This is a genomic window from uncultured Comamonas sp., from assembly GCF_964277875.1.
In the GTDB taxonomy this organism is placed as follows: Bacteria; Pseudomonadota; Gammaproteobacteria; order Burkholderiales; family Burkholderiaceae_C; genus Comamonas; species Comamonas sediminis.
This window is the reverse complement of record NZ_CAXYJV010000020.1, coordinates 102,989-126,870: the sequence shown is the minus strand read 5'-3', so window position 1 is coordinate 126,870 and position 23,882 is coordinate 102,989. Positions and strand designations below refer to the sequence as shown.

Sequence of the window (23,882 nt, the reverse complement as noted above, 5' to 3'; positions counted from 1 at the left end):
GCCATTGCCCGCCCCCGGCCAGCTATCGCCGGCGTGACTGCCGGCGCGCAGCAGCCGTGGGCAGCCCCTGACTCAGGCTGTGCAACAATCCTGGGCAGCACGGGGGCCTCCCGCCACCGTCATCCATAGCCTGCAGCAACACCGCCCCAGATGGTGGGCCGCCTCACAAACGCCATGAGTCTGTCGCACCCCTCTTCGCCCTCCAGCCTGCGCACGGCAGTCATCATTCCCTGCTACAAGGTGACGCGCCACATCCTGGCGGTGATTGCCGAGATTGGCCCCGAGGTCGATGGCATCTACATCGTCGACGACTGCTGCCCCGACGGCAGCGGCCGCTTTGTGCAGGAACACTGCCAGGACCCCCGCGTGCGCGTGCTGTTCAACGAGGTCAACCTGGGCGTGGGCGGCGCGGTGATGGCGGGCTACCGCGCAGCGATTGCCGACGGCTATGGCGTGCTCGTCAAGATCGATGGCGACGGGCAGATGGACCCCACCCTGGTGCCGCGTTTTGTGGCCCCCATTGCCAGTGGCCGCGCCGACTACACCAAGGGCAACCGGTTTTTCAACCTGGAAAAGATCACCCGCATGCCGCGCATCCGCATCTTTGGCAATGCGGTGCTGTCGTTCATGACCAAGTTCTCCACCGGCTACTGGAGCAGCTTTGACCCCACCAATGGCTTTACCGCCATTGCCGCCAGCACGGCCGCACAGTTGCCGCTGCACAAGATCAGCCAGCGCTATTTTTTCGAGACCGACATGCTGTTCCGGCTGAACACGGTGCGCGCAGTGGTCCTGGACATCCCTATCGATTCGCGCTACGAGGACGAGGTCAGCAACCTCAAGATCCACAAGGTGCTGACCGAATTCATGACCGGTCACCTGCGCAATTTCTGCAAGCGCATTTTCTACAACTACTATCTGCGCGGCATGTCGGTGGCCTCGCTGGAGCTGCCGCTGGGCCTGGCGCTGATCAGCTGGGGCACCGTGTTTGGCCTGTTCCACTGGGTGCAGTCCATCGTCTCCAACGTCGCCACCACGGCCGGTACCGTCATGGTCAGCGCGCTGCCCATCATCCTGGGCGTGCAGCTGGTGCTGGCCTTTATCGCGTTCGATGTGGCCTCCGAGCCCACGCAATCGCACCGCCATGACGGCGAGGGTCTGCCCCGATAGGCGCTGTCCCGTCACCGGCACCCACCCACCCACCTCACAGGCGCCCATGAAAAAACGCAGGGTGCAGGCCCTGCGGCCCGCCTCCCTGCGTTATGGGTTGCTGAGGCAGTGCGCGTTTAAGCCTTTTGCAGCGCCACTTGCACCGTGTTGGCCACGTTGTCGGCGGTAAAGCCAAAGTGCTCGAACAGCACGCCGGCGGGGGCCGATTCGCCAAAGGTATCGATACCCACGACCGCAGCGCAGCCATACTTCCACCAGAAGTCGGTCACACCCATCTCGACGGCCACGCGCGGCAGGCCAGCGGGCAGCACGCTGCGCTTGTAGGCCACGTCTTCGCGGTCGAACGTGGTCGTGCTGGGCATGGAGACCACGCGCACGGCAATCTTGCGCTCGGCCAGCAGACGCTGGGCCTTCAGCGCCAGCTGCACTTCAGAGCCGGTGGCGATGATCACCGCTTGCGCCTTCTTGTTCAGGCCGATGTCCGATGGCTCGGACAGCACATAGGCACCACGGCTGATGTTGCCGATGGCATCACCATTCTTGGGCGCGTAAGGCAGGTTCTGGCGCGACAGCAGCAGCGCCGTAGGCTTGTTGCGGTTGCTCAGTGCCACGCTCCAGGCCACGGCGGTCTCGGCGGTATCGGCAGGGCGCCACACATCCAGGTTGGGGATCAGGCGCAGGCTGGCTGCATGCTCGATCGACTGGTGGGTGGGGCCGTCTTCGCCCAGACCGATGGAGTCATGGGTGAACACATGCACCACGCGGCGCTTCATCAGCGCAGCCATGCGGATGGCATTGCGGCTGTAGTCGCTGAAGGTCAGGAAGGTGCCGCCGTAGGGGATGAAGCCGCCATGCAGCGCCACGCCGTTCATGATCGCGGCCATGCCGAACTCGCGCACACCGTAGTTGATGTGGCGGCCGATCTTGCCGTCTTCGGTCTTGACCACAGCGCCGCTGTCGTCCACGCGGAAGGCGGGGGTCGACTTGGTGTTGGTCAGGTTGGAGCCGGTCAGGTCGGCCGAGCCGCCCAGCAGCTCTGGCAGCGCAGCGGTGAAGTCTTCCAGCGCCAGCTGGCTGGCCTTGCGGCTGGCCACGGTCTCGCCCTTGGTGTGGGCCTGGGCCACGGCTTCCACGGCGACCTGGGCAAACTGCTTGGGCAGGTCACCGGCCATGCGGCGCTTCAGCTCAGCGGCCAGCTCGGGGAAGGCCTTCGCGTATTCGGCAAACTGCGCATCCCAGGTGGATTCGGCCTTGGCGCCAAAGGTCTTGTGGTCCCAGGCTTCGTAGACATCGGCAGGGATCTCGAACGGTGCCGAGCTCCAGCCGAGCGCCGCGCGGGTCAGGCCGATTTCTTCGGCACCCAGCGGCTCGCCGTGGGCCTTGCTGGTGTCCTGGCGGTTGGGGCTGCCCTTGCCGATGGAGGTCTTGCAGATGATGAAAGTCGGCTTGTCTGCAACCTTCTTGGCCTTGGCAATCGCATCGCTCACGGCCTTGGGGTCGTGGCCGTCGATCGGGCCGATCACGTTCCAGCCGTAGGCTTCGAAACGCTGGGCGCTGTTGTCCACAAACCAGGGCTGCACCTTGCCGTCGATCGAGATGCCGTTGTCGTCGTACAGCGCGATCAGCTTGTTCAGCTTCCAGGCGCCAGCCAGCGCGCAGGCTTCGTGGCTGATGCCTTCCATCAGGCAGCCATCGCCCAGGAACACATAGGTGTGGTGGTCCACCACATCGTGGCCGGGGCGGTTGAATTCAGCCGCCAGCAGCTTTTCTGCCAGCGCAAAGCCCACCGCATTGGTGATGCCCTGGCCCAGCGGGCCGGTGGTCGTCTCGATGCCGGGGGTGATGTCCACTTCGGGGTGGCCGGGGGTCTTGCTGTGCAGCTGGCGGAAGTTCTTCAGCTCGCTGATCGGCAGGTCGTAGCCGGTCAGGTGCAGCAGCGCATAGATCAGCATGGAGCCGTGGCCGTTCGACAGAATGAAGCGGTCGCGGTTGATCCACTGGGGGTTGAGCGGGTTGTGCTTGAGGTGCTTGCTCCACAAGGCCACTGCCATATCGGCCATGCCCATGGGGGCGCCGGGATGGCCCGAATTGGCTTGTTGAACGGCATCCATTGCGAGTGCGCGGATCGCATTCGCCATATTCTGATTGTTGACCATGGGAGTGGAGGGGGAAAAAAGCGACAAAGGCCGCATTTTAGCGGGCTGCCGCTTCTGGCGCCCGGCATGGCAGTCTTGGCCTACGGTGGTGCAGGGCCACCACCTACTCCAACAGCCTTGACAAACACTGACAATGCGCAAGCTATTGCCTTTAAAAATCTATTAATATTATTAATACATACTATCGTTAATGAATTCCAGCTTGAAAGGATTGACCATGCAACGCACCCTGTCCACCACCGCCCTGGCCTTGACGCTCGCGCTGGCGTCGCTGAGCGGCAGCGCCTTTGCCAGCACTGCAGAAAAGATCGCCGCTGTGCAAGCGGCCCGTTTCGATCTGACGCAGGCCATCCAAAGCGCACAGAGCCAGCATGGCCTCCAGGTCTTGCAAGCCGAGATCGACACCAAGAAAAAGCAGCCCATCTACGAAGTCAGCGGCATCAACGCCCAAGGCCGTGAGATCAAGCTCAAGTTCAGCGCGCTGGACGCCGCCCAGGTGCTGGAAAACAAGGACGACGGCGCCGCCGAGAAAAAGGACACCGACCGCCTGGCCGCTGCCAAGATTAGCATCAGCGACGCCATCGCCACTGCCTTGAAGCACACCCCCGGCAAGGCCATCGAGGTGGACCTGGACGACCACCTGGGCGTGCTGACCTATGACGTCAAGATCATCAATGCGGCCAACACCGAGGTGGAAGTGCGCGTGCATGCCATCAACGGCAACATCCACCAGTAAACGGGTCGCGCAGCAAGCCGCCCAGGCCAGCCCAGCGCTGGCCTTTTTTGTGCCCGATGATCGTTCTCAGCCCAATGTTTGCGCCATGTACTGCGCATCGTCGCCATAGCTGTACAGCGCATCCCGCTCTTGGGCCGACCAGGGCAGCAGCGGCGCATAGCCCTTGCGCTGCCAATAGGGCTGCGAGCCCATCACAGAGACCAAGGCCGAGTAGCGCAGCCCATCGCCCTGCGCCTGTTGCAGCATGGCCTGCAGCAGCGCAGAGGCCAGGCCTTCGCCCGCGTGCGCAGGGGCCACGGCCATGTCATGCAGGTACAAGGTATCGGCGGGGGAGGCACAGGCAAAGCCGCCATGCAGCGGCGTCACCTTGCCCAGCACGGACCGGTAGGCGGCCAGATAGGCCAGCACTTCACGGCCCTGCACGATCACCAGCGAGCACTGCCCAGGGCTGGCCAAGCGCTCGGCATACAGCGCGGCGCTCTCCATGAAGTCCGCGCCATAGCAAGCCAGCTGCACCTGCATCAGCCCATCGAGGTGCTGCGCGGTCAGGGGTTCAAGAGACCAGCGGGGCTGGTCGGGGGAAGAAAAACGCATCGCCCGATTGTCGGCGATGCCGCAGCGATCAGCCCAAAGGCGCCAGCGGCTGCGACGTAGATGCCGGCACCGTGGTGCGCGCGGCATTCATCACCATCGACAGCAGGCTGTAGTAGCCATTGATGCCGATCAGATCCATCACGCCCTTGTCACCAAACCGCTGCTGGGCCCGCGCCCAGGTGGCGTCGCTCACTTGGCGCTGCTGGTGCAGCTCGATGCAGAAGTCATGCACAACCGCTTCGTCCTCCGGCATCGCATCGGGGCGGCGGCCTTGGGCCACGGCGTCCACGGTCGCCTGGCTCACCCCTTCGCGCAGCGCAATCGGCGCATGGATGGCCCACTCCACCTGCTGCGTCCACTGGCGGGCAGTCACCAGGATCGCCAGCTCCGTCAGGCGCACACCGAGGGCGCTGCGGTAGCGCAGGTACTCGCCCAGGCGCTGGGTGTGGTCCATCAGCTCGGGGCTGCGCAGCAAGGGCACAAAGGGCGATATCAGTGCGCCGCGCGGGCCATCAATGATGGGCTGGGCATAGCGGCGCTGTTCTTCGCTCCAGGCCTCCGGGGGCAAGGGCGGCATGCGGTCCTGGGAGGGCGTCATGGGCAGGTCTTTCCGATCGAGAAATGCAAGGGGTTCAGGCAGCAATGGCTTGCGTGGCAAGCACGGTGTCAATGGCATCGCCCAGGCGCTCGACCACCTGGTCCAGCTCGGCTTCGCTGATGATGAAGGGCGGTGCCAGCAGCACATGGTCGCCATGCAGACCGTCAATCGTGCCACCCATGGGGTAGCACAGCAAGCCATGGGCCATGGCCTGGGCCTTGACCTTGGCATGCAGCTTGAACGCCGGGTCAAACGTGGCCTTGCTGCTGCGGTCCTGCACCAGCTCCACGCCCCAGAACAGGCCCCGGCCCCGGATGTCGCCGACATGCGGGTGCGCATCAAAGCGGGCATGCAGCTGTTTTTGCAGGTAGGCGCCGCGTGCCAGTACCTGGGGCAGCAACTGGTCGCGCTGGATCACCTGCTGCACCGCCAGTGCGGCCGCCGCCGCCATCGCATGGCCGATGTAGGTATGGCCATGCTGGAACATGCCACTGCCGCTGCGCATGGCTTCGACGATCTTGCGCTGTGCCAGCACCGCGCCAATCGGCTGGTAGCCGCCCCCCAGGCCCTTGGCAATGGTCATCAGGTCGGGGCTGATGCCCTCCTGCTCCACTGCATGCAGGGTACCGGTGCGGCCCATGCCGCACATCACTTCATCGGCAATCAGCAAGATGCCATAGCGGTCGCAAAGCGCGCGCAGTCCTTGCCAGTAACCCGGTGGCGCCGCCACCGCGCCCAGGGTTGCGCCCACCACCGGCTCGGCCACAAAGGCGATCACGTTGTCCGGGCCCAGCGCCTGGAACTTGGCATCGATCTCGGCCAGCAACCGCGCCACATAGGCGGGCTGGCTCTCGCCGTCCAGGCGGTCGCGGTACTCATAGGCCGGGGCCACGCGGCCCACGTCCATCAGGATGGGGGCAAACTGCTTGCGGCGCCATTCATTGCCGCCGACAGCCAAGGCACCCAAGGTGTTGCCGTGGTAGCTTTGGCGGCGCGCAACAAAGTGCGTGCGCTGGGGCTGGCCGATCTCGACGAAATACTGGCGCGCCATTTTCAGCGCCGCTTCCACCGCCTCGGATCCGCCGGAGACAAAGTAGACATCGGTCATGCCTGCGGGTGCATGCGCGACCAAGTGGTCGGCCAGCGCCTCTTGCGCCTCGGTGGTAAAAAAGCTGGTGTGGGCATAGGCCAGCTGGTCGAGCTGGCGGTGCATCGCCGCCAGCACATCCGGGTGCGCATGGCCCAGGCAGGACACCGCCGCCCCGCCGCTGGCATCCAGGTAGGCCTTGCCGGCCTGGTCGAACAATTCCACGCCTTTGCCGCCCACTGCGACAAGAGGCACATGGGCCAGAGAACGATGGATGACATGGCTCATGCGAGCACTCCTTCACAATGCGTCACCAGCCCTGCGCCGGCAGCGATACGCATAGTATAAGGATCATTTGTATTTTTTCAATAGATTATTGGATCATTTGTTCCGAATCTATCTGTATCTGTTCTCGGGCTTCTCCGCCCTCCCTCTCGCAATCTCTTCAACGCAAGCCGCCTACATAGCGCCGGGCAGAAGCCACCAGACCCTGCGGTGCAGCAGGATCGGCGGCCGGCACCGCCGCTGCAGTTGCCAGGGTCGCTGACGCTGGTGCTGGCGCGCCCGGCAGACTGGCCGCAAAGCGCAGCGCCAGCCGCTCGAGCTCCGCATCCTGGTGGCTGCGGGCATGGTTCAGCGCAAACTGGGCCATGGCCTGGCCATAGGCGGTATCGCTGGCCATCCACTCGGTATCGGTCACCCGGCCTGTCTTGCGGCGCAGCGCCACATGCAAATGCGCGGCGATGGCCAGGCGTTCACTGTCGTTCATACAAGCTCCTCCGTGGCAGAACCTGATGGGCAGGCTGCACGCCCAAGGCGGTGCAACCCGGTGGCGCGGCGGCGCAGCGCGGCACCGCGCATGGCAACTCAGTTTTGGCTTTCCTGGTGCAGGCTGACATCCAGCCCATCGAGCTCCTGCTGCGCGGTCACCCGCAAAGGCAGAACCACACGGATCAAGGTCAGCAAAATGGCGCTGCCCACCGCGCTGTAGAGGGCCACCGCCGCCACGGCCACCAGCTGGTTCAGCACCGTGGCATCCACCCCGGCAATGGCCCGGTCGGCAAACACGGCGGTGAGCAGCGAGCCGGCAATGCCGCCCACGCCATGCACACCAAATACGTCGAGCGAGTCATCCACACCCAGCCGGCGCTTGAGCCAGGTGGCGCCCCAAAAGCAGGCCACGCCCGCGATCAGGCCAATGGCGACCGCACCGCCTACCTGCACAAAACCGGCAGCCGGTGTGATGGCCACCAGGCCACCAATCAGGCCGGAGAGCACACCCAGCAAGGTGGGGGCGCCGCGCACCCACCACTCGACCAGCATCCAGGACAGCGCACCGGCCGCAGCGGCCACCATGGTCACCAGCATGGCCAGCGCAGCCCGGCCATCGGCTGACAGCGCCGAGCCAGCGTTGAAGCCAAACCAGCCAATCAGCAGCAGCGCTGCGCCCATCGCCGTCCAGCCCAGGCTGTGCGGCTCAAAGGCCTGGCGGCCATAGCCCTGGCGCCGGCCCAGCATGGCCGCGCAGACGAGCGCTGACACCCCCGCATTGACGTGCACCACCGCGCCGCCGGCAAAGTCCAGCGCGCCCAGCTTGTTGAGCCAGCCATCGCTCTCCCACACCCAGTGGGCCACCGGCGCATAGACCAGCACGCTCCACAGCGCAGAGAACAGCAGCAGTGCCGAAAAGCGCATGCGCTCGACCACGGCGCCAATGATCAAGGTGGTGGTGATGACGGCAAACGCCATCTGGAACAGCGCATACAGCGATTCGGGCAGGTGCGGCGCCAGGTGGCTGACGGACACGGTGCCGGCCGCCGCCTCCAGGCGCATGGGCGAGAACCAGGCCCTCTCCAGCCCGCCCAGCCAGGCCGACGACTTGCTGAATGCCAGCGAATAGCCCAGCGCAAACCAGGTCAGCGCCACCACGGCCGCCACCGCAAACACCGCCACCATGGTATTGACCACGTTCTTGCGCCGCACCAGGCCGGCATAGAAGAGCGCAATGCCCGGCAGTGTCATCAGCAACACCAGCACCGTAGAGACCAAGAGCCAGGCCGTATCGGCCTTGTCAATCGCAGCCACCTGCACCATTTGCATGCCATCCCCTTTGTACGTTGTCATCCATTGCGGGTTTGTTTCAAAAGGTAGCAGTTTCTATGCCATCGGACGGGAAAGCGCCTGGATACGGGGCCTGCGGGCATGCGCAGTGTGGGCCAGGCCGCCGGCTTGAGCCCGATCGCACTACATCGGTGCCCTGGGCGATGGACCACCCCCAAAAGAAAACCGGCGCATGCATCGCTGCAGGCGCCGGTTCTGTAGGAAGGGGTTAAAGCGGGATTCAGTCCGCCGCGAACACCTTGCCCGGGTTCATCAGCCCCCACGGATCGAGCGCCTGCTTGATCGCGCGCATGGCGGCCAGCTCCTGCGGGGTGCGGCTAAAGCCCAGGTAGGGCATCTTGTGCAGGCCAATGCCATGCTCGGCAGAGACACTGCCCTGGAACTGCTGCACCAGGCCGTACAGCACGGCTTCCAGCGCCTCGTCCTCGCCGTTGATGGTTTGGCTGTCGGTGGTCACGTGCAGGTTGCCGTCGCCCACATGGCCAAAGAACAGGCTGTGGTGGCCGGGCCAGCGCGCATCAAAGGCAGCGCGGCAGGCAGCGGCAAAGCGGCCAATGTCCACCTGGGGCAGGCTGACGTCGAAGTTCACCGGCGGGTGCATGTGCGCCGTCATCTCGGCCGGCGCCTCACGCAGCTTCCACAGGCTCCTGGCCTGCTCGCCCGATTGCGCAATCACCGCGTCCACCACCTCGCCGGCCTCCATGGCCTCGCCCAAGGCCTCTTCAACCGCAGCGCGCAACGCGGCCTCGTCCTTGCCGTCCACATCGATCAGCGCCTGCAGCGGATGCTGCTGGGCAAACGCGGGCTGGAGCTTTTGCCACTGCATGGAGGTCTGCACAAAGTCGCTCCACATCAGCTCGAACGCGGCCACGCTGTTGCCAAAGCGGCCTTGCATGCGCGCCAGCACCGCCAGCGCCTCGTCAAAGCCCGGCAGGGCCACCATGCAGGTGGCCTTGGCCTGCGGAGCGGGCCGCAGGCGCAGCAGCACGCGGGTGATGATGCCCAGGGTTCCCTCGGCACCGATAAAGAACTGCTTGAGGTCGTAGCCGGTGTTGTTCTTCAGCATCGGACGCAGCATCGGCAGCACCGTGCCATCGGCCAGCACCACCTCCAGCCCCAGCACCTGCTCGCGCATCATGCCGTTTTGCAGCACGCCATTGCCCCCTGCGTTGGTGGAGACATTGCCGCCAATCTGGCAGCTGCCGCGCGCGCCCAGGTCCACACCAAACACCCAGCCGGCCGCCACGGCCGCTTCCTGCACCGTCTGCAGGCTCACCCCGGCCTGCACGGTCATCAGGCCGGTGCGCGCATTCACGTCCTCGATCTGCTGCATGCGGTCCATCGCCACCGCCACGCCATGGGCCACCGGCACCGCCGCGCCGGCCAACCCGGTCAGGCCGCCCTGCGGCACCACCGGCACCCGGTGGGCATGGCAGATGCGCAGCAAGGCGCTGACCTCTTCGGTGCTGCGCGGGCGCAGCAGCGCCAGCGGCGGCACCGGAGGCGTGCCGCTCCAGTCGGTCCAGTACTTCTGCGCAATGGCGTCTGCGCCGCGCGAAAAGCCGTTAGGGCCCAGCGCTTGCTCAAGGTCGGTCCAGAAAGCCGCCGCAGGAGCGGCTGCCGCGTTGTCGGTGCGAGAGGTAGTCATAGCCCGCTATTGTCGGGCGGTTTGCCCGGCAGGCGCGCGCTGCCAGCAGCAAAACCTGCTGGGCCGGTACAGCAAAAAAGCGGCATCCCGGGCCTGCATGGCAAGCGCTGGATACCGCTTTTGGAGGCGCCGGGATCAGCGTGCCGATTGCTGCACGTAGGCCAGCAAGGTCTCCACCATGCGGCGCACATGGGGCTGCACCTTGGCGGCTACGGCCGGCAGGTAGTCAAACGGCATGTGCTCCTGCATATAGCTGCTCTGCGTCATCTCCAGCTGGATGGCATGCACGTTCTGTGCCGGCTGGCCATAGTGGCGCGTGATGTAGCCGCCCTGGAAGCGGCCATTGAGCACGCTGGTGAAGCCGTCGGCCTCGCCTTTGCGCGCCTCGGCCAGCAGCGCCTCGCCCAGGCCTTCGCCGCAGCTGGCGCCCTTGTTGGTGCCCAGGTTCAGATCGGGCAGCTTGCCCTCAAAAAAGCGCGGCAGTACCGACTGGATCGAATGCGCATCCCACAGGCCCGCAGCGCCATGCTGGGCCTGGATGCGGGCCAGCTCGGCGGCCAGCTGGTCGTGGTAGGGCTTCCAGACCTGGTCACGGCGCTGGGCAATCTCGGCATCATCGGGCTGCAGCGCGGCGCTTTGGTAGACGGGGGTGTCGGCAAAGGTGTCCACCGGGCACAGGCCGGTCACGCTCTGGCCGGGGTAGAGGCTGGCGCCATCGGGGGGACGGTTCATGTCCACGACCAGGCGCGAATGCGTGGCCACCAGGGTCGAGGCGCCGATCTCCTGCGCAAAGGCGTAGAGCAGCGGCAGGTGCCAGTCGGTGTCATGCACCTCGCGCGCCTCGGGCGTAAAGCGCTCGGCCAGCGCCGGCGGCACATAGGTGCCCACATGGGGGAAGGAGATCAGCAGCGGCGCCGTGCCTTGGCGGAACTCGAAGGCGGCGCGGTCGGTTTCAAAATGCATGGATCATGGCTCCTGAAGAAGTTCGGTGCGCGCGGCGACAAAGCCGCGCTGCGCGCTGTGGTGCAGCGGGTGGCGGCCGTCAGCCACGCGGCACTGGCCGCCCACCCAGACACTGGCCACCGCACTGCTGCGGCTGCTGGCAAACACATGGGCATCGAGCTGCTCGGCCGCCGGCAAGCCGGCCAGCGCCAGGTGCTGGCCATCGAGCACCACCCAATCGGCCTGCTGGCCCACGGCCAGGCCAGCCACCGCGCGGCCGCTGGCCTGCGCGCCGCCCTGCACGGCCGCCAGCAGCATATGGCTGCCCACATGCGGCTGCTGCGCACTGGCCGCCACATTGCGCTGCTGCGATTGCAGGCGCTGGCTGTACTCCAGCATCATCAGCTCTTCGGCGGCATTGACGCCGATATGGCTGTCCGAGCCAATGCCCCAGCGACCCGCGCCGGCCTGCCAGCGCGGCAGGTCGAAGATGCCGTCGCCCAGGTTGGCTTCGGTCAGCGGGCACAGGCCGGCCACCGCCTGCGAGGCAGCGGCGGCGGCGTATTCGGCCTCGTCCATGTGTGTTGCATGCACCAGGCACCAGCGCGCGTCCACCGGCATATGGTCCAGCAGCCAGGCCACCGGGCGCTGGCCGCTCCAGGCGACGCAGGCGTTGACCTCGGCCATCTGCTCGGCAATGTGGATGTGCACCGGTGCCTGGGCGCTCAGCGCATGCAGGCCCTGCACGGCCTCCTGCAAGGCCTGGGGCGCCACGGCGCGCAGCGAATGCGGTGCCAGGCCCAGCGCTGCGCCTTGGGCGCTGCAGGCCGGTGCCAAGGTTTCCAGCAGGCGCAGCATGTTGTCGGTGCTTCGGATGAAGCGTTTTTGCCCCTCATTGGGCGCCTGGCCGCCAAAACCGCTGTTCTGGTACAGCACCGGCAGCAAGGTGATGCCGATGCCCGCCGTCTGCGCCGCCCGCAGCAGCGCCAGGCTCAGCTCGCCGTCGGGCGCATAGGCCTGGCCATCGGGGCGGTGGTGCAGGTAGTGGAACTCGCAGACGCTGGTGTAGCCCGCTTCGAGCATCTCGATGTACAGCCAGGTGGCAATTGCCTCCAGGTGCTGGGGGCCCAGCCGGGCCGCAAAGCGGTACATCAGGTTGCGCCAGCTCCAAAAGCTGTCCTGCGCCTGGCCCCGGAACTCCGACAGCCCGGCAAAGCCGCGCTGGAAGGCATGCGAATGCAGATTGGGCATGCCCGGCAGCACGGGGCCGGTAGCCTGCACCACACCGTGGCAGCAGCTGGCATCCACGCCGGGCTCGACCGACGTCAGACGCCCCTGCGCATCCCAGCGCAGCAGCACGTTCTGGGCCCAGCCGTCGGGCAGCAGGGCCTGGGCGGCAAACAGTTGGTTATGGGTATTCATCGCATCAGACACCGGCAGCTACCTCCTGCAGCGCGACGGCGATCAACAGGGCCTCATCGCTGCTGGCGTCCAGCTGCAAGGGCTGGCCCAGCGCAGCGGTCCAGTACAGGCCGTCTTCGCCACCGGCCGCCAAGGTGGCCGACTGCGCAGGCAAGCGCCAGCTGCCCGCCCGCGCCAGCAGCATGCCCTGGGCACTGGTCAGTGCCAGTCTGCCACCCCGGTGGATGGTGACCTGCGCCTGCACCCGGCCACGCCGGGTCATCACATTCAGATCCTGCGAGGCGCCGCCCAGCAGCTGGCAGTCCAGCGCCACATCGCCCGAAAACGCAAAAGGCTGCAGGCAGTGCTGCAGCAGGTGGTCCACGCTGCCATCGGCTGCTTGCAAATGCACGCCGTCACCGTCCAGCAAGGTGATGATGCGGTCGACGCCGGCAAAGGCCGAGAACGGCCCGCTGCTGGCAATTTGCGCAATGCTGATGCGCCAGACAAAACTGTCGATACTCGCGCCAGGGGGCCAGCACAGCACCTCCTGGGTGGTGCCGCCGCCGTTCTTCCATGGCGTAGCGGGCAGCGCGCTGCTGCTGAAAAATTGCATGCTCATAGCTACCCGTTTATTGCTTGGTCAACACGGCCTGCAAAAAGCTGCGCGTGCGCTCCTTGGTCGGGTTGCTGAAGATGGTCTGCGGATCGCCGGCTTCGATGATGCCGCCGCCATCCATGACGACAACCACATCGGCCACTTCCTTGGCAAAGCCCATTTCATGGGTCACCACCATCATCGTCATGCCTTCTGCAGCCAGCATCTTCATCACCTGCAGCACCTCGCCCACCAGCTCGGGGTCGAGCGCCGAGGTGGGCTCGTCAAACAGCATCACCTTGGGGCGCATCGCCAACGCACGGGCAATCGCCACGCGCTGCTTTTGCCCGCCCGAGAGGCTGCCGGGCATCGCATCGGCCTTGTGGGCCAGGCCCACCTTTTGCAGCAGGTCATGCGCCAGCGCATCGGCATCCTTGCGGCTGAGGCCATGGAGCTTGCGCGGGCCCAGGGTCACGTTGTCCAGCACCGACAGGTGCGGGAACAGGTTGAAGGACTGGAACACCATGCCGACCTCTTCGCGCAGTGCGTTGAGGGCTTTCTCGGGCAGCATCTGGCCGTCCTGCACCAGCGTGCGGCCACAGATGTCGATGCGGCCGCCTTGCGGCGCCTCCAGCCCATTGCAGCAGCGCAGAAAGGTGCTCTTGCCCGAGCCGCTGGGGCCGATGACGACCACCACCTGTTTGGGCTTGACATCGAAGTCGATGCCGTCGAGCACGACATGCGTGCCATAGGCCTTGCGCAGGCCACGGATGCGGATCATGGATTCGGAATTCAACGGAGCTGCGGTCATTGCACCATGCCTCCAGCGCGCATGCGCTTCTCAAAATGGCGCAGTGCCAGGGTGGTCACGCCGGTCAACACAAAATAAATCACGGCAATCGCCAAATACACTTCCAGCGAGCGGTAGGACACGCTGATGATCTTCTGGCCCTGGTGCATCACATCGTGGATGGTCAGCAGCGAGACCAGCGCCGAGTTCTTGATCAGTGCAATGAACTCGTTGCCCAGCGGCGGAATCATCCGCACGATGGCCTGGGGCAGGATCACCGACAGCATGGCCTGGCCGGACGACATGCCGATGGAGCGCGCGGCCTCCATCTGGCCGCGGTCGATGGACTGGATGGCGCCACGCACCACTTCGGACACATAGGCGCCCGAGTAGATGCCCAGGCCCAGCACGCCGCAGGCAAAGGCCGGCAGCATGATGTTGAACTGCGGCAGACCAAAGAACAGGATGAACAGCTGCACCAGGAGCGGCGTGCCCCGGATCACGGCCACATAGGCTGTGCAGATGCTGTAGATGATCCTGTTCTTGGGGTTGAGCCGGCCAATGCCGATCAGCAGACCCATCACGCAACCCAGCACCAGCGCTGCGGCCGTGATCTCCACCGTCACCGCTGCACCGCGCAGCAGATCGGGCCACCCTGCCCAGACGGGCGAAAAATCCAAATCCATAGTCAATCCTGTCGTCTCAGATCAGCGCGCTGCCCGGGCAGCGCGCTGCGGCACCCATGCCGGTTACTTGCTGCCGGGGAACCACTTGTCCACGATGGCCTTGTAGCCGCCATCAGCCTTGAGCTGCTCGAGCGCCTTGTTCACCGCGGCGGTCAGCTCGGGCGTATCCTTGCGGATGGCCATGCCGTATTCCTCGGTGGTGATCTGCTCGGCCAGCACCTTCATGCCGCCACGGGTGCGGTTGTACTGGAACGCAGCAGGCTTGCCGGTCACGGCGGCATCGGCGCGGCCGATATCCACCAGGTTGAACATTTCCTGGTTCTTTTCCACCTCGACGCGCTGCACCTTGGGGAAGTGTTCGGTCAGGTAACCCACGGACTTGGTGCCCACCTGCACGGACACCTTCTTGCCGTCCAGATCGCTCAGCTTGGTGATGGGGCTGCCTTCCTTGACCATCGCCACCAGGCCACCGGCGTAGTAAGGCTGGGTGAAGTCCACCACCTTCTTGCGCTCATCGGTGATGTAGATGGCCGAGACGGCCATGTCGTAGCGGCGGGCGATCAGACCGGGTACCAGGCCCTTGAAATCGATATCGATCCATTCGACCTTCTTGCCCATCTTGGCCGCAACGGCCTCGACGAGTTCGACGTCGAAGCCGGTCTTCTTGCCGTTTTCGACAAATTCCATCGGCGGGAAGGTGGCATCGGTGGCCACGCGCAGCACATTGTTCTGGGCAAAGGCAGCGCCTGCACCACAGGCCAGGGCGATCAAAGAGGTCTTCAAGACCAGGCGGCGGAAGTTCATGGGAGAGTCCTTTTTCAATTCAAGTACCAAGCAAAAATCTCAATGTCATCCAGCCAGACTGCGGGAGATGCGGGCCGCTGCGGCCAACGTGGCCTGCACCAGCTGGGCCTGCTGGTGCTGCACACGCTGGTGGGGCGCCATCAGGCTGAGCGCCGCCACGGCGCGGCGGCCGCTGGCAAACACCGGCACGCTGCAGCCCCAGACACCGGCATCGACCTGGCCCACCGTGGTGATGTAGCCCTGCGTGCGCAGCTCCTGCAGCTCGGCAGCGGCTTCGGCGCGGGCGGGGGTGCCTTCGCCGTAGTGCTGGTTCAGCAGCGCTTCGCGTTGCACGGCGGGCAGATAGGCCAGCACGCATTTGGCAGACGCCCCGACCTTCAGCGGCACGCTGCTGCCCTTGTCGAAGGAGCAGCGCAACGACAGCGGGCTTTCCACCATGTCCAGGCACACGGCCTGGCCATTGGCGGCAACCAGCAAACCTGCGCTTTCCTGGGTCTGCTGCGACAGCTGCACCAGTACAGGGCGGGCCACATGCACCAAATGGGAGCCATCATCAAAGCCCCGCGCCAGCTGCAGCCCCAGCGGCCCGGGCGCATACAGCGCACCGCTGTCGGCCACAAAGCCAAAGCGCTTGAGGCGCGCGAGCTGCCGGTACAGGCTGCTGCGGGGCAAACCCGTGCCCTGCATCAGCTCGTTGGCCGACAGCGGCCGCCCGGCGCAAGCCAGAACCGCCAGCACCTGCAGCACACGGTCGGCCGCCGACACCTCGGAACCCGGGGCATCCGCTGCCGTACGCTCGCCAACCAACAACTCTGAAGCATCCATTTGCAATTCCCATTCCTCGGGACTAATGACACAGATGATCTTGCAAGATCAATGCCAGAATTGTCGAATTGCTCTCTGAATAAATACCTAGCGCAAACCCTAGGTCGGAATTGAATGGAGAATTCAATTCCCATTTAATGGGAATTTGAAATGTAAAAAGCCCCAGCATGGTGCGGTGCTGGACGCGCAGGCGAACGCGACCGCTGCCGTGCAGGGCGGTGGACGGGAACGGGGGAGTGGGTGGCAGCCCTGTGGCGGGGCCGCCGGTCGATCAGCGCTTGATCAGCACCTGGCCAGCGCCCAGACTGCGGTCAAAGGGCCGCCAGATAACCCAAAGCCGCCAGCGGCGCTGTCTCGGCCCGCAGCACGCGCGGGCCCAGGGTGACGGGCGCAAAGCCGTGGCCGCGTGCCAGTGCTTCTTCAGCAGGCGACAGGCCGCCTTCGGGGCCGGACAGAAAGACAAGGGGCTGGCTGCCTTCTTGCTGCACCGCCTGGGCCAGCGGCTGCGTGCCCTCGGCCAGCGACAGCACCAGGCGCTGCGCACCGGCCAGGCTCCCGGCCTTGATCCATTGCGCCAGGTCCACCGGCGCATGGATGCGCGGCACCTGGTTGCGGCCACATTGCTCGCAGGCGCTCGCGGCAATCGCCTGCCAGCGCTCCTGGCGCTTGGTGGCGCGGTCGCCCTTGAGGCGGGTGACCGAGCGCTCGGCCTCCAGCGGCGTGATGCTGGCCACGCCCAGCTCGGTCGCCTTCTCCACCAGCCATTCCATGCGCTCGCCAGCGGTAATGCCGGCGAGCAGGTGTACGGCACGGGCCGCTTCGCGCTCGATGGCCGTGTGGCCCTCTATCTGTACGGTCACGTGGCTGCGGCCCATTTGCACGATGCTGGCGTCGTACTCGCCCGCCGGGCTGCCCGCCTCGCCGTTGAACAAGGTGATGTGCTCGCCGGGCTGCATGCGAAACACCTGCACATGGCGCGCAGCCTCGGGTGGCAGATCCAGGGTGGCGCCGGCGCGCAGCTCAACGGGGCAATAAAAACGGGGCATGGGGATCGGTCAAAGTGGACGGATGTCAGGGGCGGGTAGGTCAGGTCAGAGGCTCAGCCCCGGCCCATCATCCAGCCGCCTTGCTCCTCGATGCCTTCAATCTCATGGACCAGGCGCATCAGCGGCACCAGCTCGCGGTAGCGCGAGGCCGTCGCGCGGATGTAGTGGAGAAAGCGGGGCGCATCGGCCAGGTAACGCGGCTTGCCGTCGCGCAGGGTCAGGCGGGCAAAGATGCCGGCGACCTTGAGGTGGCGCTGGATGCCCATCCATTCCACCGCGCGGTAGAAGTCCCCAAAATCCGCGCCAAAGCCCGACGGGCTGCCAGCGCCCAGCAGGCCCGCCTTGCGCGCCTTTTCCCAGTAGCGGATCGTGATGTCGACGACAAAATCCTCTTCCCAGCTGATGAAGGCATCGCGCATCAGGCTGGCGATGTCATAGGTGATGGGTCCGTAGAGGGCATCCTGGAAATCCAGCACGCCCAGCGGCGCGCCAGCGGTGGGCGGCACCATCAGGTTGCGCATCATGAAGTCGCGGTGCACGAACACCCGAGGCACCGACAGGTTCTGGGCCACGATCGCGTCAAAGGCGTTGTTGAGCACCGCCTGCTGCTTGTCGCTCAGCTGCACCTGGCGGTGCTGGGCGATGTACCAATCGGGGAACAGCTGCAGCTCGCGGCGCAGAATGGCCTCGTCATACACCGGCAGCACGCCTTCACGCGATGCCTTCTGCCAGTCGACCAGAATATCCACCGCCTGCATGTACCACTGGTAGGCGGCCTGGGAATCGGGCGGCTGCAGCTTCTCGATCACCGTCTGCGTGCCCAGATCGGACAGCAGCATGAAGCCATGGGCGGCATCCCAGTCCAGCACCTCGGGGGCGTTGAGCCCTGCCTGGGCCAGCAAGGCCTGCACCTTCACAAAAGGTTCGCTGTTCTCCTTGTCCGGCGGCGCATCCATGATGATGCGCGTGCCACCCTGCAGGTCGTCCACCCGCAAATAACGGCGAAAGCTCGCATCCGCCGATGCCAGGCGAACGCTCTCGGCGCGCAGACCATGGCTGGCCGATACCGCAGCAAGCCACTGGCCAAACTGTGCGGCGCGGGCAGCGTCTGCCCAAACCACTGGGGTAACGCCCTGTAAAGATTGCACGGTGCTGTCAGGCTGGGGTGCTACAGAAGGTGCAGCAATAGGGTCAGACATGGGGGAAATAGATTGGCTCATGGATAATGCAGATTCTACAAAGCCCTGCCGCCCGGCTGGGGCCCAGATCCCGATCCGTGTGCATGTATGCACCGCAGATGCACAGGCCAGTGGCTATTTCCCATGGATATTCACGCTTTCACCGATGTGGCGCCAGCCTCGCCCCGCCCTGCTGGCGCCGCCGCAGGGCTGCGCGCGCGCGCAGGCAAGCCCCCATCGCCCCGCACCTTGTCCCTCTCCGCACCCCGCTTTTCTCCGACCGCCATTGCCGGCTTGTGCATGGCCATGCTCTGGGCCTCGCCGGCGCTGGTTCTGGCCCAGACGTCCGCTGACAGCGATGACGCCGGCCTGGTGCTGCGCGCCAGCCCGCGCCTGCAGGAGAACCTGAGCTCCGAGCAGCGCGGCAAGATGCCGGTCTACCTCGAAGGCGATGAACTCACCGGCCAGACGGCGGACATGACCACCGTCACCGGCAATGCCAGCCTGCGCCGCGCCGACACGATGATCCGCGCCGACCGTCTGCGCTTTTACGAGCCCAGCAATACCGCCTATGCCGATGGCAATGTGCACATCAACCGTGCAGGCAGCGTGTTTGACGGCACCGAGCTGCAGATGCAGCTCGATTCCAACGAAGGCTTCTTCAAGGACGCCAACTACCGCCTGCTGCCCAACAACGGCTATGGCGTGGCCTCGCGTGTGGATTTCATCGACCGCGAACGCTCGGTCGTGCATGAAGGCACCTATACCACCTGCCAGCGCAACGATGAAGCCAGCTGGCAGCCGGACTGGATCATCCGTGCTGAAAAAATCAGCATCGACAACCTCGAAGAAGTCGGTGTCGCCGAGAACGGCGTGCTCGAATTCAAGGGCGTGCCGATCATCCCCATCCCCAAGATGAGCTTTCCCCTGTCGGAAAAGCGCAAATCGGGCCTGCTGCCGCCGACGATGTCGCTCGACAGCGACAGCGGCTTCACCTACGCCCAGCCCTATTACTGGAACATCGCCCCCAACCGCGACGCGACGATCACGCCGACGGCGATGGTCAAACGCGGCCTTGCGCTGGGCGGCGAGTTCCGCTACCTCGAGCCCACCTACTACGGCACGCTGGCGGGCCTGTACATGCCCGGCGACCGCCTGCGCGACCGCGACCGCTGGTCCTGGCTGTGGCAGCACATCGGCAGCGTCGACACGCCGATCGGCGGCGTGGGCCTGAACATCAACGCCAAACGCGTCAGCGACTCCGACTATTGGCGCGACTTCCAGGGCAACAGCTACAAGCTCAACGAGCGCCTGCTCAACAGCGAAGCGTCGGCCAGCTGGTCGCGTGACGACCACAGCCTGCTGCTGCGTGCACAAAAGTGGCAGACCTTGCAGGACCCGCTCTCGCCGATCGTGCCGCCGTATGACCGCATGCCCCAGCTGCAGTACCGCTACACCCCGCAAAACCTGCCGCTGGGTCTGGAAGGCTCGATCGAGGCCGATGCCACGCGCTTCCGTGCCGACACCAGCCTGCTCAACCAGCCCAATGCCGACCGGGGCTATGTGCAGGCCGAGCTGAGCCGCCCCTTCATTGCGCCGCAGGGCTACATCACGCCCAAGCTGATGCTCAACACCCGGCACTACAACTTTGACAACTCGGGCCTGGCCACCGTCAGCAGCGCCAGCATCACGGTGCCCACCGTGAGCCTGGACAGCGGCCTGACCTTTGAGCGCAGCACGCGGCTGTTTGGCCGCAACCTGATCCAGACGCTGGAGCCGCGCGCCTTCTACACCTACACGCCCTACCGCGATCAGAGCATGATCCCGGTCTACGACACGGCGCCCTACGATTTCAGCTTTGCGACCATCTTCAGCTCGAACTCGTTCAGCGGCTACGACCGCATTGCCGACAACAACATGCTGACCGTCGGCGCCACCACGCGTTTCCTCGATGCCGAAACCGGCACCGAGGCGGCGCGCTTTGGCATTGCGCAGCGCCTGCGCTTCTCGGACCAGCGCGTGGTCATGCCCAATGCCAGCCCGGTCAGCGAGCGCTGGTCGGACATCATGCTGGGCGCCGGCATCAACTGGACGCCCAAGTGGGGTTTCGACACCACGGTGCAGTTCAATCCCGACAGCGGCCGCTCGGTGCGATCGACGATGCAGGCGCGCTACAAGCCGGGCGACTACAAGACCTTGGCGCTGGCCTACCGCTACCAGGCACAGAACAGCGAGCAGATGGACCTGGGCTGGCAGTGGCCGGTCGATGAAATCTTTGGCTCCAAGGGCAAAAAAGCCAAGGGTGAAGGCCGCTGGTACACTGTGGGCCGCTTGAACTACAGCATGCGTGACAAGAAACTGGTGGACTCGGTGGTGGGCGTGGAATACGCCGGATGCTGCTGGAGCAGCCGCATCGTGCTCCAGCGTTTGCAGAACTCGCTGGTGCAGTCCAACACCAAGCTGCTGTTCCAGATGGAATTCACTGGCCTGACCAAACTCACGCTGGGCGCTGACCCGCTGGCCAGCATGCGCGAAAACGTGCCCGGCTACCAGTCCCTGCCCAGCGGCAACGGCTCCGCAGTGCCCAGCCGTTTCAGCAATTACGATTGAAGCATTCCCTGACCATGAAACAACGCATTCTCTCTTTGAGCGTGGCCTGCAGCCTGGCCTTGCTGGCTGGTGCCGGCGCGGCACAAGGCATCAAGGCTGGCAGTGACGGCGCATCCGCCGGCATGCGTGCCCCCGGCACCGGCCGGGGCGCGCCCACGGCAGCCGCACCTGCTGCTGCGCAGCGCAATGCCAGTGCGCCCCGCTCGGCGGACTTCATCGTCGCGGTCGTCAATTCCGAGCCGGTCACCAATGTCGAGGTGCAGCAGCAGTTCGAACGCCTGCGCGCCCAGGCCGAGGCCAACAACATGCCGGCCGAAGCCGCACGCCGCCAGGCACTCGAGATGCTGATCGGCCAGAAGATCCAGCTGCAGATGGCTGCCGAGCGCAACATCACGGTGGACAACTTTGCGGTGCAGCAGGCCGAAGAGTCGGTCGCCCGCCAGAACAGCATGACCATGCCCGAGCTGCGCCGCCGCCTGGCCAGCGAAGGTATTCCCGAAGCCCAGTTCCGCTCCGATCTGAAAAAGCAGCTGGTGATCCAGAAGCTGCGTGAGGCCGAAGTCGACTCCAAGGTGCGCGTCAGCGACCTGGAGATCGACCAGTACCTGCGCGAGCAGAAGGCCAAGGCAGGCCTCGCCGGCGCGGCCACCCAGCTCAACCTGGGCCACATCCTGATCACCGTGCCGGAAAACGCCAGCGAAGACCAGGTCAAGCAGCTGCAGGCCAAGGCCCAGCAGGCGGCCGACAAGATTCGCGCGGGCGAAGACTTCAATGCGGCCGTGGCCGAGTTCTCCGATGTGCCCGACGGCAAGGGCGGTGGTGCCATGGGCCTGCGCCCGGCCGACCGCTATCCGGAGCTGTTCGTCAAGGCCACCCAGGCCACGCCACAGGGCGCCATTGCCGGCCCGGTGCGCTCGCCCGCCGGTTTCCACATCCTGAAGGTGCTGGAGAAGACCAGCGGCGAAGTCCCCGCGATCGTCACCCAGAGCCATGCACGCCACATCCTGCTGCGCCCCAGCCCGCAGCTGAGCGAAGCCCAGGCCGTTGAGCGCCTGGAAGACTACCGCCGCCGCGTGCTGGCCCACCAGGACACGTTTGAAGACCTGGCCAAGCGCTATTCCGAAGACGGCAGCGCCAAGGAAGGCGGCGACCTGGGCTGGGCCAGCCCGCGCAAGTTTGTGCCTGAGTTCGAAGAAGCGCTCAACGCCTTGCAGCCCGGCGAGATCAGCCAGCCCATTGCCAGCCGCTTCGGTATTCACCTGATCCAGCTGCTGGAGCGCCGCGAAGCCAAGCTCAACCAGCGCGAGCAGCGTGACATGGTGCGCTCCATCGTGCGTGAGAACAAGCTCGAACAGGCGTTCAACACCTGGGCACAGGAAGCCCGTGCACGCGCCTACGTGGAATACCGCGAGCCGCCCCAGTAACAGCCCGGATGCCCCGGGCGCGATGACCCTGCCCGGCGCTGTGGCGCTGGGGCGGTGTCATCATCCGGCCCTCGGCAAGCCACTTTTAGAGCGGTGCTTTCGCACCGCTTTGTCATTGCATGAAACACATTCCCCGCAAGCGCTTTGGCCAGAATTTCCTGACCGATCGCGCCGTCATCGACGCGATCGTCGACGCCATCAACCCGCTGCCCGGCCAGACGGTGGTGGAGATCGGCCCCGGCCTGATGGCGCTGACCCAGCCGCTGGTCGAGCGCCTGGGCAAGCTCAGCGTCATCGAGCTGGACCGTGATCTGGCCGTGCGGCTGCGCACGCACCCGCAGCTCGACGTGGTCGAGTCCGATGTGCTGAAGGTGGACTTCCGCGCGCTGGCCCAGCGCCTGGGCGTGGCCAAGCTGCGCGTCGCCGGCAACCTGCCCTACAACATCTCCAGCCCCATCCTGTTTCACCTGCTCGAACAGGTCGATGTGGTCGAAGACCAGCACTTCATGCTGCAAAAGGAGGTCATCGACCGCATGGTGGCCGCACCTGCCACCTCGGACTATGGGCGCCTGACGGTCATGCTGCAGTGGCGTTATGCGATGGAGAACGTACTGTTCGTGCCGCCCGAGAGCTTTGACCCACCCCCCAAGGTCGACAGCGCCGTGGTGCGCATGGTCCCGCGCGCGCAACCCGCCCAGCTGGATGCCAGGCTGCTCGAAGAGCTGGTGCGCGTCGCCTTCAGCCAGCGCCGCAAGATCCTGCGCAACACCCTGGGCAAATGGCTGGAGGACAAAGGCTATGGCGGCAGCTTTGATCTGCAGCGCCGCGCCGAAGAAGTACCGGTCGCCGAATACGAGCAAGCGGCCGCCAGCCTGTCGGCAGGACCCAACGCCGCCTGACCTTGAAGCAGCCCCGCCCCCAAGCAAAACGCCCGGCTTGCGCCGGGCGTTTTTTCTGGGGAATCAGGACGCCGATCAGAGGAAAGAGTAAAAACAGCGAAACGGCACCTTGCGTTCGGCCCAGTACTCGGCCGCATCGCGGAACACATCGAGCAGCTGCTCGCGCGCCTCGCGGTCGAACTTCATCGCAGTGGGGATCTGGTCCAGCACCACGACAAAGCCGGGCTGGGGCCCGCTCTTGTGCAAAGGGTCCGTCAGGCAGTCGAACAGCGCATCGAAGTTCTTGCCATAGTGCGACGGAAAATAGAACTGCATGCCAATCAACTCGAGCACATCGGCCTTGGACAGCGCATGCGCCAGATTGGCGTACAGGAAGTGCTGCCCCAGGTTCTGGGCTGCGTCGCGCAGGTCTTCCAACCGGTAGGCACGGATGGCCTGCACGATGTTGGGACGCACGAAACGCAGCGATGTATCTTGTACCTGACGAAGTGGAGTGTCCATCTCCGTTGCTCTTTCCATTAGCATTTTTTAAAAACCACACCCCATCCTGGGGCTCATTGGGCATTGTT

Annotated in this window: 22 protein-coding genes; 5 read left to right on the top strand and 17 right to left on the bottom strand. The window is 65.2% G+C overall.

Features of this window, described 5'->3' with window-relative positions; genetic code table 11:
• Positions 1 to 174 precede the first annotated feature (174 nt).
• Positions 175 to 1,170, top strand: a complete 996-nt coding sequence (locus tag ACHWUQ_RS08080; RefSeq protein WP_394680832.1) for a glycosyltransferase family 2 protein — start codon at positions 175 to 177, stop codon at positions 1,168 to 1,170.
• A 116-nt stretch (positions 1,171 to 1,286) separates the two neighbouring features.
• On the opposite strand, the gene tkt is transcribed toward ACHWUQ_RS08080, so the two are convergent.
• Positions 1,287 to 3,326 (bottom strand): transketolase, encoded by a 2,040-nt coding sequence (tkt, locus tag ACHWUQ_RS08075; protein ID WP_394680831.1) that lies wholly within the window; start codon positions 3,324 to 3,326, stop codon positions 1,287 to 1,289.
• A gap of 217 nt (positions 3,327 to 3,543) precedes the next feature.
• Here tkt and ACHWUQ_RS08070 point away from each other — a divergent pair, with 217 nt between their 5' ends.
• Complete coding sequence (locus ACHWUQ_RS08070) at positions 3,544 to 4,062, top strand: PepSY domain-containing protein (protein ID WP_394680830.1); 519 nt, start codon at positions 3,544 to 3,546, stop codon at positions 4,060 to 4,062.
• Positions 4,063 to 4,128: 66 nt separating this feature from the next.
• Here ACHWUQ_RS08070 and ACHWUQ_RS08065 read toward each other — a convergent pair whose 3' ends face one another.
• The 15 genes from ACHWUQ_RS08065 to ACHWUQ_RS07995 form a co-directional block, all read right to left on the bottom strand.
• Complete coding sequence (locus tag ACHWUQ_RS08065; RefSeq protein ID WP_394680829.1) at positions 4,129 to 4,656, bottom strand: GNAT family N-acetyltransferase; 528 nt, start codon at positions 4,654 to 4,656, stop codon at positions 4,129 to 4,131.
• Between the two features lie 28 nt (positions 4,657 to 4,684).
• Positions 4,685 to 5,254 (bottom strand): carboxymuconolactone decarboxylase family protein, encoded by a 570-nt coding sequence (locus tag ACHWUQ_RS08060; RefSeq protein WP_394680828.1) that lies wholly within the window; start codon positions 5,252 to 5,254, stop codon positions 4,685 to 4,687.
• A 34-nt stretch (positions 5,255 to 5,288) separates the two neighbouring features.
• Positions 5,289 to 6,629, bottom strand: coding sequence for an aspartate aminotransferase family protein (locus ACHWUQ_RS08055; RefSeq protein ID WP_394680827.1), 1,341 nt, complete (start codon positions 6,627 to 6,629; stop codon positions 5,289 to 5,291).
• Positions 6,630 to 6,786: 157 nt separating this feature from the next.
• Positions 6,787 to 7,110: a hypothetical protein gene (locus ACHWUQ_RS08050; RefSeq protein ID WP_312414744.1), complete on the bottom strand. Its 324-nt coding sequence runs from the start codon at positions 7,108 to 7,110 to the stop codon at positions 6,787 to 6,789.
• Positions 7,111 to 7,208: 98 nt separating this feature from the next.
• On the bottom strand, positions 7,209 to 8,441 hold the full coding sequence (locus ACHWUQ_RS08045) for an ammonium transporter (protein ID WP_394680826.1): 1,233 nt from the start codon (positions 8,439 to 8,441) through the stop codon (positions 7,209 to 7,211).
• 241 nt (positions 8,442 to 8,682) lie between these two features.
• Positions 8,683 to 10,110, bottom strand: coding sequence for an FAD-binding oxidoreductase (locus ACHWUQ_RS08040; RefSeq protein WP_394680825.1), 1,428 nt, complete (start codon positions 10,108 to 10,110; stop codon positions 8,683 to 8,685).
• A 135-nt stretch (positions 10,111 to 10,245) separates the two neighbouring features.
• Positions 10,246 to 11,073, bottom strand: a complete 828-nt coding sequence (gene hutG / locus ACHWUQ_RS08035) for an N-formylglutamate deformylase (RefSeq protein WP_312414735.1) — start codon at positions 11,071 to 11,073, stop codon at positions 10,246 to 10,248.
• A 3-nt stretch (positions 11,074 to 11,076) separates the two neighbouring features.
• A complete protein-coding gene (locus ACHWUQ_RS08030; protein WP_394680824.1) occupies positions 11,077 to 12,474 on the bottom strand; it encodes a formimidoylglutamate deiminase in 1,398 nt (465 codons plus the stop codon).
• 4 nt (positions 12,475 to 12,478) lie between these two features.
• Positions 12,479 to 13,075 (bottom strand): HutD family protein, encoded by a 597-nt coding sequence (locus tag ACHWUQ_RS08025; protein WP_394680823.1) that lies wholly within the window; start codon positions 13,073 to 13,075, stop codon positions 12,479 to 12,481.
• A gap of 10 nt (positions 13,076 to 13,085) precedes the next feature.
• The gene (locus tag ACHWUQ_RS08020; RefSeq protein WP_394680822.1) at positions 13,086 to 13,832 is read right to left on the bottom strand and encodes an amino acid ABC transporter ATP-binding protein; all 747 of its coding nucleotides are present in this window, start codon (positions 13,830 to 13,832) and stop codon (positions 13,086 to 13,088) included.
• A gap of 26 nt (positions 13,833 to 13,858) precedes the next feature.
• Positions 13,859 to 14,527 carry an amino acid ABC transporter permease gene (locus tag ACHWUQ_RS08015; RefSeq protein ID WP_239809994.1) on the bottom strand — a complete coding sequence of 223 codons (669 nt, stop codon included), beginning with the start codon at positions 14,525 to 14,527 and terminating at the stop codon, positions 13,859 to 13,861.
• A 63-nt stretch (positions 14,528 to 14,590) separates the two neighbouring features.
• On the bottom strand, positions 14,591 to 15,331 hold the full coding sequence (locus tag ACHWUQ_RS08010) for a transporter substrate-binding domain-containing protein (protein ID WP_312414727.1): 741 nt from the start codon (positions 15,329 to 15,331) through the stop codon (positions 14,591 to 14,593).
• Positions 15,332 to 15,376: 45 nt separating this feature from the next.
• Positions 15,377 to 16,156, bottom strand: coding sequence for an IclR family transcriptional regulator (locus tag ACHWUQ_RS08005; protein ID WP_239809996.1), 780 nt, complete (start codon positions 16,154 to 16,156; stop codon positions 15,377 to 15,379).
• A gap of 311 nt (positions 16,157 to 16,467) precedes the next feature.
• Complete coding sequence (locus ACHWUQ_RS08000) at positions 16,468 to 17,202, bottom strand: 16S rRNA (uracil(1498)-N(3))-methyltransferase (RefSeq protein WP_394680821.1); 735 nt, start codon at positions 17,200 to 17,202, stop codon at positions 16,468 to 16,470.
• 53 nt (positions 17,203 to 17,255) lie between these two features.
• On the bottom strand, positions 17,256 to 18,401 hold the full coding sequence (locus ACHWUQ_RS07995) for a phosphotransferase (protein ID WP_312526431.1): 1,146 nt from the start codon (positions 18,399 to 18,401) through the stop codon (positions 17,256 to 17,258).
• A 123-nt stretch (positions 18,402 to 18,524) separates the two neighbouring features.
• Here ACHWUQ_RS07995 and ACHWUQ_RS07990 point away from each other — a divergent pair, with 123 nt between their 5' ends.
• The 3 genes from ACHWUQ_RS07990 (at position 18,525) to rsmA (ending at position 23,313) form a co-directional block, all read left to right on the top strand.
• Positions 18,525 to 20,990, top strand: a complete 2,466-nt coding sequence (locus tag ACHWUQ_RS07990; protein WP_312526429.1) for an LPS-assembly protein LptD — start codon at positions 18,525 to 18,527, stop codon at positions 20,988 to 20,990.
• Between the two features lie 14 nt (positions 20,991 to 21,004).
• Positions 21,005 to 22,414 carry a peptidylprolyl isomerase gene (locus tag ACHWUQ_RS07985; protein WP_239810000.1) on the top strand — a complete coding sequence of 470 codons (1,410 nt, stop codon included), beginning with the start codon at positions 21,005 to 21,007 and terminating at the stop codon, positions 22,412 to 22,414.
• Positions 22,415 to 22,533: 119 nt separating this feature from the next.
• The gene (gene rsmA, locus ACHWUQ_RS07980; protein ID WP_394680820.1) at positions 22,534 to 23,313 is read left to right on the top strand and encodes a 16S rRNA (adenine(1518)-N(6)/adenine(1519)-N(6))-dimethyltransferase RsmA; all 780 of its coding nucleotides are present in this window, start codon (positions 22,534 to 22,536) and stop codon (positions 23,311 to 23,313) included.
• Between the two features lie 75 nt (positions 23,314 to 23,388).
• Here rsmA and ACHWUQ_RS07975 read toward each other — a convergent pair whose 3' ends face one another.
• Positions 23,389 to 23,814 (bottom strand): barstar family protein, encoded by a 426-nt coding sequence (locus ACHWUQ_RS07975; RefSeq protein ID WP_027010748.1) that lies wholly within the window; start codon positions 23,812 to 23,814, stop codon positions 23,389 to 23,391.
• Positions 23,815 to 23,882: the final 68 nt, after the last annotated feature.